Here is a 9,866-nt window from a genome sequence, read left to right as displayed (position 1 = left end):
CCCACGGTGAAGGTCAGCCGATCCGACAGCGACGCCACGGCTACTCGACCCCGATCAGCAGGACGTCGCCGCGGTGGCCGGTGCGGTAGGTCATCAGCTCGGTCCCCGGATGGTGGTCGTGCACGTGGTCCTGCAGGACGTCACCCACCGCGGCGACGTCCTGCTGATCGGGGTCGAGTAGCCGTGGCGTCGCTGTCGGATCGGCTGACCTTCACCGTGGGCGCCAAGGCCGCGGAACTGCTGGATCAGGAATTCGGCATCAGGACCGTCGACGACCTGCTGCGCCACTACCCGCGCAGCTACACCGAGGGCGCGGCCCGGTGGGGTGCCGGCGACGAGCGGCCGGAAGAGGGGCAGCACATCACGATCGTCGACACGATCACCGCTACCGAAACGTTTCCGATGAAGAAGACGCCCAGCCGGATGTGTCACCGCATCACTGTCGGATCCGGTCGCGGCAAAGTGACCGCCACGTTCTTCAACGCCAACTACCTCAAGAAGGACCTCGTCAAAGACGCGAAAGTGATGCTGTCGGGGGAGATCGGCTATTTCAGGGGCGCGATGCAGCTGACCCATCCGGCGTTTCTCATCATCGAGTCGCCGGGGGGAGGCAGTTACGGAACCCGTTCGCTGAAGAAGATCGCCGTCGCCTCGCAGGCTGTCAGCAGCGAAGAGGTGACGTCGGCGTACGAGGGCCGGTTCTTCCCGATCTATCCGGCCAGCACGAAAATGCAGAGCTGGGACATCTTCGGCTGCGTGCGGCAGGTGCTCGACGTCCTCGACCCGGTGCCCGATCCGCTGCCCCAAGACCTGCGAGATCAACTCGGTTTGATCTCCGAGGACGAGGCACTGCGCGCGATTCACCTCTCCGAGGACGAGCGCGAACGACAAAGGGCGCGTGAGCGATTGACCTTCGACGAGGCCGTCGGCCTGCAGTGGGCGCTGGTCGGCCGCCGGCACGGCGAGCTGTCGCAATCGGGCCCCCCGGCACCGCGACGCGACGACGGCCTGGCCGCGGAGTTGTTGCGGCGGTTGCCCTTCGAGCTGACGGCGGGGCAGCGCGAGGTGCTCGCCGTGCTGTCCGACGGGCTGGCGGCGACCCGCCCGATGAACCGGCTGCTGCAGGGCGAGGTCGGCTCGGGCAAGACGATCGTGTCGGTCCTGGCGATGCTGCAGATGGTCGACGCGGGCTACCAGTGCGCGCTGCTGGCACCCACGGAAGTCCTTGCCGCGCAACATCTCCGGTCGATCCGCGATGTCCTCGGCGAGTTGGCGATGGCGGGCCAGCTGGGCGGGGCGGACAACGCGACGCGGGTGGCGCTGCTGACCGGCTCGATGACGGCGGCGCAGAAGAAGCAGGTCCGCGACGAGGTCGCGAGCGGCCAGGTCGGCATCGTCGTCGGCACCCACGCGCTGCTGCAGGACGCGGTGAACTTCCACAACCTGGGCATGGTGGTGGTCGACGAGCAGCACCGGTTCGGTGTCGAGCAGCGGGATCAGTTGCGCGCCAAGGCTCCCGCGGGCATCACCCCGCACCTGCTGGTGATGACCGCGACGCCGATACCGCGGACCGTCGCGCTCACGGTGTACGGCGACCTGGAGACCTCGACGCTGCGCGAGCTCCCGCGCGGGCGCCGGCCGATCGCCACCAACGTCATCTTCATCGGCGACAAGCCCACCTGGCTCGAGCGTGCCTGGCATCGCATCATCGAGGAGGTCTCCGCGGGCCGCCAGGTCTATGTGGTGGCGCCGCGAATCGACGAGACCGACGACCCGGAGAAGGAAAAGAAGGACAAGGAGGAAGGCCGCCGTCCGTCGGCGACCGCGGTGGGACTGTTCGACCGATTGCGCTCCCGTGAGCTGGCGGACCTGCGGCTGGCCCTGATGCACGGCCGGTTGTCGGCCGACGAGAAGGACGCGGCGATGGCCGCCTTCCGCGCCGGTGAGGTCGACGTCCTGGTGTGCACCACCGTCATTGAGGTCGGAGTCGACGTCCCCAACGCCACGATCATGCTGGTGATGGACGCCGACCGGTTCGGCATCAGCCAGCTGCATCAGCTGCGCGGCCGCATCGGGCGGGGCGAGCATCCGAGCCTGTGCCTGCTGGCCAGCTGGGTCCCGCCGGATTCGCAGGCCGGTCGACGGCTGCGTGCCGTGGCCGAGACCATGGACGGCTTCGCCCTCGCCGACCTGGACCTCAAGGAACGCCGCGAGGGAGATGTGCTGGGCCGCAACCAATCCGGCAGGGCCGTGACGTTGCGATTACTGTCGCTGGCCGACCACGGAACGTACATCGAGGCCGGCCGCGACTTCGCGGTCCAGGCGTACGAGCGGGACCCGTCGAACGCCGACTTGGCCTTGCTGGCGGCGCGTTTCACCGACACCGACCGGATCGAATACCTGGACAAAGCGTGAACCGGAAGCTGCTGCTGTGGTTGTCGGCCGCCGCGGTGCTCGCGGTGCTGGTCGCCTACCAGACGCTGGGATCGCTCTCGGCCAGGCACGCGGAGGTCGCCGCCCGCGCCGACGTCCCCACGGTGCAACCCGGCACCGATGTGCTCGCGGGCGTCGCGGTGCTGCCGGAGCGGGCCCACCGCTATGACTACCGCCGCGCGGCGTTCGGCGACGCCTGGGACGACAACAACGACGCCCCGCTCGGGCACAACGGGTGTGACACCCGCGACGACATCCTCGACCGCGACCTAGTCGACAAGACCTACGTCTCGATCAAGCGGTGCCCGAACGCGGTGGCCACCGGAACCCTGCACGACCCGTACACCAACACCACCGTGATATTTCAGCGCGGCGCCAAGGTCGGCGAGGCGGTGCAGATCGACCACATCGTCCCGCTGGCCTACGCCTGGGACATGGGGGCGTACGGCTGGCCGCTTCCCGAGCGGCTGCGCTTCGCGAACGATCCGGCCAACCTGCTGGCCGTCGAGGGGCAGGCCAACCAGGACAAGGGCGATTCGCCGCCGGCACTGTGGATGCCGCCGAACGCCGCGTTCGCGTGCCAGTACGCGATGCAGTTCATCGCGGTGCTGCGCGGCTACCAGTTGCCGGTCGACCAGCCGTCGGCGGGGGTGTTGCGGCAGGCCGCGGCCACCTGCCCGGCGGGGTAGCCCGGCCGGTTACGAGCCGTCGTAGGTGTCCGGGTCGGGGCGCAGCCGGGTGCCGTCGTTGAGGCCGTTGATCGTATCCATGTGTTCGCCCGCCAATTCGAAATCGAAGATGTCCAAATTGCTGGCGATGCGCTCGGGGTTGCTCGAGCGGAAAATCACCGAATTGCCGAGTTGCACGTTCCACCGGAGCAACACCTGAGCCGGCGTCTTGCCGTACTCGGCGGCCACCGAGGTCACCGTCGGGTTGTCGATCAGCTTGCCCAGCGCGAGCGGCGTGTACGACTGGGTGACGACGTTGTGCTGCGCGTTGGCCTTGCGCATCCCGTCCTGGTTGAGCAGCGGGTGCAACTCGATCTGGTTGACCGCCGGGGTGACGAAGGTCAGGTCGATCACCGTGGAGAGGTGGTCCTCGGTGAAGTTGGAGACGCCGATCGAGCGGGCGTGGCCATCCCCGCGGGACTGGATCATGCCGCCGAAGGCGTCGACATATTGGCCCAGCGCCGCGGCCGGCCAGTGAATCAGGTAGAGGTCGACGTACTCCAGGCCGAGACGCTCCAGGCTGGCGCTGCAGGCCTTCGGGGCCTTACTGAAACCTTGGTCCGGGGTGGCCAACTTGGTGGTGACGAACAACTCCGCGCGCGGAATCCCGGAGGCCGCGATCGCGCGGCCCACGGCGGCTTCATTGCCGTAGGCGGCGGCCGTGTCGATGAGCCGGCACCCGAATTCCAGCGCGGCCGACACCGCGCGCTCGGTCTCGTCCTCCGACAACTCGGCGACGCCGAGGCCGAGCACCGGGATGGTGTTTTCGTCATTGAGAGCTATCGACGGTATGGCGGCGCCCGACTCCCGAGTCAACGTCATTCACCTACCTGTGAAATTGATGGTCCGTGGATTCGGATCCGCCGCCGAAATCTCTCACAATCCGTTTGGGTTCACCGACTTGGGGATCACGATATTACCCAGCCGCAAAAGCGACGTGAGCGACGCCCGCGCGGGCATGCCCTGTTCCCCGCTCGTCTCGCCGACGCCCGTAGAGTTGGTCGCACGGCGCGCCGGGTATAGACGGGTATCGGACAACCGTCGTCCGGCGTGGCGAGGGGAGCAGGAGAAAGTCATGGCCAAGAGTCTCGCGGTGGACCTCGACCTCGGAGCCAAACGCGCATCGATGCGGTGGACGAGCCGCGTGCAGGGCGCCGTCTCCACGATCGGCGTCAAGGTCATTCCCTGGATCCCGACCCCGGCCAAGCGGGCGCTGTTCGGCGGCCGCTCGGTGATCATCGACGGCAACACGCTGGACCCGACGCTGCAGCTGATGCTGTCCGGGTTGCACGCCGTCGGCATCGACGGGCTGGTGGTCGACGACGACGCGGCCGCATCCCGCGCCCAGCTGCGCGAGACGACGGCGGCCCTGCCCGGGCCGCAGGTTCACGTCGAGGTGGACGAGATCTCGCTGCCCGGACCGGCCGGCGAGATCCGCGCGCGCCACTACCGCCCCGCCGACGGGACGGATGCGCCCCTGCTCGTCTTCTACCACGGCGGGGGATGGGTGATCGGCGACCTGGACACCTACGACCCACTGTGCCGGCTGACGTGCCGGGACGCCGGCATCCACGTGCTGTCGGTCGACTACCGGCTGGCTCCCGAGCACCCCGCGCCGGCCGCGATCGAGGACGCGTACGCGGCCTTCAAATGGGCGCACGAGCACGCCGCCGAAATCGGCGCGGCCCCCGGGCGCGTCGCGGTCGGCGGCGACAGCGCCGGCGGCAACCTGGCCGCCGTCGTCGCCCAGCTGGCGCGAAACGAGGGCGGCCCAGCCCCCGTGCTGCAGTGGCTGATCTACCCGCGGACCGACTTCACGGCGCAAACCCGGTCCATGGGCTTGTTCGCCCGCGGCTTCCTGCTGACCCGCCGCGACATGGACTGGTTCCAGGCGCAGTACCTGCGGGGTTCGGGGATCGACCCGGCGGATCCGCGGCTGTCGCCCCTGCGGGCCGAGTCGCTGTCGGGCCTGGCGCCCGCGCTGATCGCCGTCGCCGGCTTCGACCCGCTGCGCGACGAGGGCGAGGCCTACGCCGCGGCCCTGCGGGCCGCCGGGACCGCGGTGGACCTGCGCTACATGGGCTCGCTGACCCACGGCTTCGCGAACCTGTTCCAGCTGGGCGGCGACAGCGCCGTCGGGACCAGCGAACTGATTTCGGCGTTGCGTGCCCATCTGAGCCGCGCCTGAGTCATCGGGTGTCACGCCGGTACGCTAGAGGCGCCTCTCAAGCGTGCATCACCGTGACAAAGGATCAGCGAACCCGTGGCCGACAAACCCAAACGCCCCCCGCGCTACGACCTGAAGTCCGGCACCGGGAAATCCGGACGGCTCCTCCAGGTCGCGGGCACCGCGATCGTCGTACTCCTGCTGGTCGGCGTCGTCTACTGGGCCGTCAGCCACAAGAAGAAGCCCGGCGCCACCGGCGAGGGCGACACGGTGCGGGTGACGTCGAGCAAGCTGGTCACTCAGCCGGGGACCAGCAACCCGAAGGCCGTGGTGACGTTCTACGAAGACTTCCTGTGTCCCGCGTGCGGTAATTTCGAGCGCACGTTCGGACCGACCGTTTCCAGGCTGATCGACGTCGGCGCCATCGCCGCCGATTACTCCATGGTGGCGATCCTCGACAGCCAGCGGAACCAGAACTATTCGTCGCGGGCGGGCGCGGCGGCCATGTGCGTCGCCGACGAATCCATCGACGCGTTCCGCCGTTTCCATGCCGCGCTGTACAGCGCCGACATCCAGCCCAACGAGCGCGGCACCAGCTTCCCCGACAACGCGCGGCTCATCGAACTCGCCCGCGAAGCCGGTGCCGCCGGCAAGGTCCCCGACTGCATCAACAGCGGCAAGTACCTTTCCAAGGTCACCGGCGAGGCGGCGGCCGCCAAGATCAACGCCACCCCGACCATCAAGATCAACGGCAATGATTACGAGCCGTCGACGCCCGACGCACTGGTCGGCAAGATCAAGTCGATAGTCGGCGACGTGCCGGGCCTGGACACCGCCGTCGCTCCCGCGGCGTGACGACCGCCCCGGTGTCCGCGCACGCCTCCGAGGACGGCGGCGAGACGGGGCCGGATTCGCCGAGCCGGGTGCCCGCGCCCAGCGCGTGGTGGGTGCTCATCGGCGGGGTGATCGGCCTGGCCGCGTCGATGACCCTGACGGTGGAGAAGATCCAGCTGCTGCTCAACCCGTCCTACGTGCCGACGTGCAACATCAACCCGATCGTGTCGTGCGGGTCGGTGATGGTGACGCCGCAGGCGTCGGTGCTGGGGTTTCCCAACCCGCTGCTCGGGCTGGTGGGTTTCACGGTGGTGATCGTCACCGGCGTCCTTGCCGTCGCGAAAGTTCCTCTGCCGCAATGGTATTGGATCGGGCTGACGGTCGGGGTGCTGCTCGGTTCGGTGTTCGTGCACTGGCTGATCTTCCAGAGCCTGTATCGCATCGGGGCGTTGTGCCCGTACTGCATGGTGGTCTGGGTGGTCACTATCGCGCTGCTGGTGGTGAGCGCGTCGATCGCGTTTCGTCCGGCGCTGCAGACCGGTGGGCTGCGGGTGCTCTACCAATGGCGGTGGTCGATCGCCGCGCTGTGGTTCACGGCGGTGTTTCTGCTGATCATGGTGCGGTTCTGGGACTACTGGTCGACGTTGTTGTGACCGCGTGACCCGGATCATCGGCGGCGTCGCCGGGGGCCGGCGCATCGCCGTCCCGCCGCGGGGAACCCGGCCGACCACCGACCGGGTGCGCGAATCGCTCTTCAACATCGTCACCGCGCGCCGCGACCTGACCGGGCTGGCGGTGCTGGACCTGTATGCCGGGTCGGGCGCGCTGGGTCTAGAGGCCCTGTCGCGCGGGGCCGCCTCCGCGCTCTTCGTGGAGTCCGACCAGCGCACGGCGGCGGTCATCGCGCGCAACATCGACGCGCTGGGGCTGAGCGGTGCGGCCCTGCGCCGCGGCGCGGTGGCGGCCGTCGTGGCGGCCGGGGCCGCGTCCCCGGTGGACCTGGTCCTGGCCGACCCGCCCTACGACGTCGACGCCGCGGAGGTGAACGCCGTGTTGGCCGCGCTGACCGCGCACGGCTGGGTGCGCGACGGAACCGTCGCCGCGGTCGAGCGTGCGGCCGGCGGCGCGGCGCTGACGTGGCCCGCGGGCTGGTCGGTGTGGCCCGAGCGGGTCTACGGCGACACCCGCCTGGAGCTGGCCGAATTCGGGTGAGCCTGGCGTGTACCGTCAGTCGACATGAGCGCCGCTCCTCCTCATCGCTTCGCTCTGCATCGTCGCCGGCGCGCGACATGAGCGGCGCGGTATGCCCGGGCTCGTTTGACCCGGTGACATTGGGCCACATCGACGTCTTCGAACGCGCGTCGGCCCAATTCGACGAGGTCGTCGTGGCGATCCTGGTCAACCCCGCCAAGAAGGGCATGTTCGACCTCGACGAGCGGATCGCGATGATCGAGGAGTCGACGACGCACCTGCCCAACCTGCGGGTGGAGGCCGGGCAGGGTCTGGTGGTCGACTTCGTCCGGGCCCGCGGCATGACCGCGATCGTCAAAGGCCTGCGCACCGGCACCGACTTCGAATACGAACTGCAGATGGCACAGATGAACAAGCACATCGCCGGTGTGGACACGTTTTTCGTGGCCACCACGCCGCGCTATTCGTTCGTGTCCTCGTCGTTGGCTAAAGAGGTCGCGACGTTGGGCGGAAACGTGGCGGAGCTGCTGCCCGAGCCGGTGAATCGCCGTCTGCGCGAAAAGCTTTCGGCCCGGCCCTGAGGGCGGCCAGAACACCCGCGTGCGTCGGCGCCCGAGATTTTAGAGTTTCGACGCCCGTAACGGTGGTCCGTGAGAAACTCCATGCTGGATTTCCTCAGCACGCGTATTGAAGGGAATTGGCAGTGGACGAGCGACCTGCCGTCGCATTGGAACCGCACGCCGAACCCGGTGTGACCCCGGTTCTGGGTGGGTGGCGCGCGACCACCGCGCCGCCGGCATTCGCGCCGGCGGACATCGCTCGCGTCCTCCAACACGTTCGCCACCCGGTTCACGTGGTCCGCGAGGCCGCCACCGGGCAGCTCGGGCTTGCCATGGGCGGTGAGCTGGTGGGCGTGGGTGCGTCCGAGATATCGCTCGTGGCGACGTTGCCGCCGATATACCCGGAGTGGCTCGGCGACCGTGAGTTCTGCGAGGCCCACGGGACCCGTTTCCCCTACGTCACCGGGGCCATGGCGAACGGCATCGCGACACCCGCTCTGGTGGTGGCGATGGCCCGGGCCGGCATGTTGGGTTTCTTCGGTGCCGGCGGCCTCGCGTACGCCGACGTGGAGCGCGGCGTGGCGGACATCCGGGCGAGGCTCGCCGGGAATCCTGGACTCGCGTGGGGCGCGAACCTGATCCACTCACCCACCGAGCCGGCGCTCGAGGCGCGGGTGGCGGAGTTGTTCATCGCGCAAGACGTCCGCATCGTCGAGGCGTCCGCGTTCATGAAACTGACCCGCGCGGTGGTCCACTACGCGTTGTCCGGTCTGTCGACCGATGCGGCCGGTGCGATCGTCCGCAAAAACCATGTGATGGCGAAGGTTTCACGGCCCGAGGTCGCTCGCCTGTTCATGGAACCCGCGCCGGTGGCGCTGGTGTCGGCGCTCGAATCGGCCGGCAAGCTGACTGCGCGGGAAGCGGAGCTGGCGCGGCGGGTGCCCGTCGCGGAAGACATCACGGTCGAGGCCGACAGCGGGGGACACACCGACAACCGCCCGCTGTCGTCGCTCTTCTCCGAAATCGCGCTGCTGCGCGACGAGCTGGCGCACCGACACGGCCTCGACGGCCGCGTGCGGGTGGGCGCCGGCGGCGGCATCAGCACGCCCCAGTCCGTGGCCGGTGCGTTCGCGATGGGGGCCGCGTACGTGGTCACGGGCTCGGTCAACCAGTCGTGCGTCGAGTCGGGGCTGTCGGCTCGCGCGCGGGAGATGCTCGCCAAGGCTTCGGTGGCGGACGTGATGATGGCCCCCGCCTCCGACATGTTCGAGATGGGCGTGAACCTGCAGGTGCTCAAGCGGGGCTCGATGTTCGGCCCGCGGGCGAGGAAGCTCTACGCGTGGTACGCCGGCTACCCGGACCTGGCGGCGGTGACCGGCGAACACGGCGCGGAACTGGAAAAGATCCTCGGTAAGAGCGTCGACGACGTCTGGGACGAAACGCGTCGGTACTGGGAACAGCGGGAGCCGGCGGTGCTCGAACTCGCGGACCGAGACGCGAAGTATCAGATGGCGCTGGTGTTCCGTTGGTACCTGGGCAAATCAAGCCGGTGGGCGATCGAGGGCGATCCGGAGCGCGTCCTGGACTACCAGATCTGGTGCGGCCCATCCATGGGAGCCTTCAACGGCTGGGTGGCCGGCAGTTACCTGGAGAAGTGCGAGCACCGCAACGTCGACCAGGTGGCGCTCAATCTGCTCGAAGGAGCCGCCCGGATCAGCCGCGCCCAGCAGGCGCGAACCTGCGGCGTTCCCGTTCCGATAAGTGCATTCCGGTATATTCCTCAGCCATTATCGATAGCGCCCGCCGGTGCGGTGGCTATCTGACCGTCGCGCTTGACTCGGCTCGCATTGCCGGCGCCGCAGAATTCGATGCCGCAGAAATGGCGTCGGCGTTGGCGAACATTACTTGTAGGTAGTTTTGCCGCCTGCCCGCTCCCTGCTTGCGTGCGATGGA

At 68.6% G+C, this 9,866-nt stretch carries 9 protein-coding genes; 8 read left to right on the top strand and 1 reads right to left on the bottom strand.

The window, feature by feature from the left end:
• Positions 1–183 precede the first annotated feature (183 nt).
• Both recG and A5706_RS04445 read left to right on the top strand, forming a co-directional pair.
• A complete protein-coding gene (gene recG, locus A5706_RS04450; RefSeq protein ID WP_068127436.1) occupies positions 184–2,415 on the top strand; it encodes an ATP-dependent DNA helicase RecG in 2,232 nt (743 codons plus the stop codon).
• On the top strand, positions 2,412–3,122 hold the full coding sequence (locus tag A5706_RS04445) for an HNH endonuclease family protein (RefSeq protein ID WP_068127433.1): 711 nt from the start codon (positions 2,412–2,414) through the stop codon (positions 3,120–3,122). The genes recG and A5706_RS04445 overlap by 4 nt, the downstream gene beginning before the upstream one ends.
• A gap of 9 nt (positions 3,123–3,131) precedes the next feature.
• Here A5706_RS04445 and A5706_RS04440 read toward each other — a convergent pair whose 3' ends face one another.
• The gene (locus A5706_RS04440) at positions 3,132–3,977 is read right to left on the bottom strand and encodes an aldo/keto reductase (RefSeq protein WP_197517742.1); all 846 of its coding nucleotides are present in this window, start codon (positions 3,975–3,977) and stop codon (positions 3,132–3,134) included.
• Between the two features lie 259 nt (positions 3,978–4,236).
• Between A5706_RS04440 and A5706_RS04435 the strand changes: the two genes are divergently transcribed.
• The 6 genes from A5706_RS04435 (at position 4,237) to A5706_RS04410 (ending at position 9,736) form a co-directional block, all read left to right on the top strand.
• The gene (locus A5706_RS04435) at positions 4,237–5,349 is read left to right on the top strand and encodes an alpha/beta hydrolase (protein ID WP_068127441.1); all 1,113 of its coding nucleotides are present in this window, start codon (positions 4,237–4,239) and stop codon (positions 5,347–5,349) included.
• Positions 5,350–5,424: 75 nt separating this feature from the next.
• On the top strand, positions 5,425–6,183 hold the full coding sequence (locus A5706_RS04430; RefSeq protein WP_068127429.1) for a DsbA family protein: 759 nt from the start codon (positions 5,425–5,427) through the stop codon (positions 6,181–6,183).
• A gap of 11 nt (positions 6,184–6,194) precedes the next feature.
• A complete protein-coding gene (locus tag A5706_RS04425) occupies positions 6,195–6,815 on the top strand; it encodes a vitamin K epoxide reductase family protein (protein WP_068127440.1) in 621 nt (206 codons plus the stop codon).
• 4 nt (positions 6,816–6,819) lie between these two features.
• Positions 6,820–7,374 (top strand): 16S rRNA (guanine(966)-N(2))-methyltransferase RsmD, encoded by a 555-nt coding sequence (gene rsmD / locus A5706_RS04420; RefSeq protein ID WP_068127423.1) that lies wholly within the window; start codon positions 6,820–6,822, stop codon positions 7,372–7,374.
• A 77-nt stretch (positions 7,375–7,451) separates the two neighbouring features.
• A complete protein-coding gene (coaD, locus tag A5706_RS04415) occupies positions 7,452–7,934 on the top strand; it encodes a pantetheine-phosphate adenylyltransferase (protein WP_068127421.1) in 483 nt (160 codons plus the stop codon).
• A gap of 122 nt (positions 7,935–8,056) precedes the next feature.
• Positions 8,057–9,736 (top strand): PfaD family polyunsaturated fatty acid/polyketide biosynthesis protein, encoded by a 1,680-nt coding sequence (locus A5706_RS04410; RefSeq protein WP_231985026.1) that lies wholly within the window; start codon positions 8,057–8,059, stop codon positions 9,734–9,736.
• Positions 9,737–9,866 lie beyond the last annotated feature (130 nt).

Source organism: Mycobacterium sp. E796 (assembly GCF_001672815.1).
Taxonomy (GTDB): Bacteria; Actinomycetota; Actinomycetes; order Mycobacteriales; family Mycobacteriaceae; genus Mycobacterium.
The sequence above is the reverse complement of the archived record's forward strand: the minus strand, read 5'-3'. Positions and strand labels throughout refer to the sequence as shown.